Source organism: Mesorhizobium sp. WSM3860, assembly GCF_002294995.1.
GTDB lineage: Bacteria > Pseudomonadota > Alphaproteobacteria > Rhizobiales > Rhizobiaceae > Mesorhizobium.
Genome location: NZ_NSGF01000051.1, coordinates 1 through 1,048, shown reverse-complemented (window position 1 = coordinate 1,048; position 1,048 = coordinate 1). Strand labels below are relative to the sequence as shown.

The window sequence follows — 1,048 nt, the reverse complement described above, 5'->3', positions numbered from 1 at the left end:
GGATGATTTTAGGTTGAACAGTATCCGGCGTTTTCGAAGTAGTTGGTGCATTCGGTTGCGGTGAGGCCATCGAGGATTTCGCCGATCGCGCTGCAGACGGTATCGACGGTCCGCCGCGCCGCCTTCCTGAGCCAGTGCTTGAGCTTGGCGAAGACTTGCTCGATCGGGTTCAGATCAGGCGAATATTTCGGCAGGAGCAGGAGTCGGGCGCCGACGCCGCGAATGGCGCGGCGCACTGCCTTGCCCTTGTGCGAGCCGAGATTGTCCATGATCACGATGTCACCAGGTTTAAGGGTCGGAACCAGAACCTGCTCGACATAGAGCCGGAACCGCTCGCCGTTGATCGGTCCGTCGATCAGCCATGGCGCGTCCAGGCGATCATGGCGCAGTGCCGCCAGGAAGGTCATGGTCTGCCAGTGGCCGTGCGGGACCTCGGCATGGAGGCGCTCCCCGACCGGCGCCCAGCCGCGCAACGGCGCCATGTTTGTCTTGGTCCAGGTCTCGTCGATGAATACCAGGCGTGAAGGATCGACCGCCGCGCGATACTTCAACCATTGCTGACGCCGGCGCGCGATGTCGGGACGCCTCTGTTCGGCCGCGACCAGCGTCTTTTTTTATAACTGAGCTTCTCCTCGTGAACGAAGGCCCAGACCGAGCGATAATCCACCTTCAGACCGCGTTCGGCCAGTTCCGCGACCAGCCCACGCAAGGTGAAGGCCTCCTTGCGGCAGCGCTCAACCAACCAGTCGCGGTGGGCGCCGCGGATCTTCTTGGGCTTGTGTCCACCGATCTGGCCGGGCCTGACGCTGCCTGTTTCTCGAAAGCGCCCGACCCATCTGATCACCGAGCTGATGCCGACATCATAACGCGCCGCTGCTTGCCGGCGCGAAAGCCCCTCCTGCTCAACCGAAGCGACAACCCGGTCCCGAAGATCGTTTGAATATGGCTTGCCCATCCATGCCGGCCTCCTTCTCCCAGCCAGCATCTTGAATCTGATTTGCAGACCCTTGGGAATCCCTTCGATTCAATCCAAATTCATCCCGCTCTA

Annotated in this window: 1 protein-coding gene; it reads right to left on the bottom strand. The window is 61.3% G+C overall.

Annotated elements, in window-relative coordinates; genetic code table 11:
- Positions 1–8 precede the first annotated feature (8 nt).
- A protein-coding gene (locus tag CK220_RS31210) for an IS630 family transposase (RefSeq protein WP_176479273.1) occupies positions 9–955 on the bottom strand; the annotation gives its coding sequence in 2 pieces (ribosomal slippage) (positions 9–614 and positions 617–955; 945 coding nt in all).
- Positions 956–1,048 lie beyond the last annotated feature (93 nt).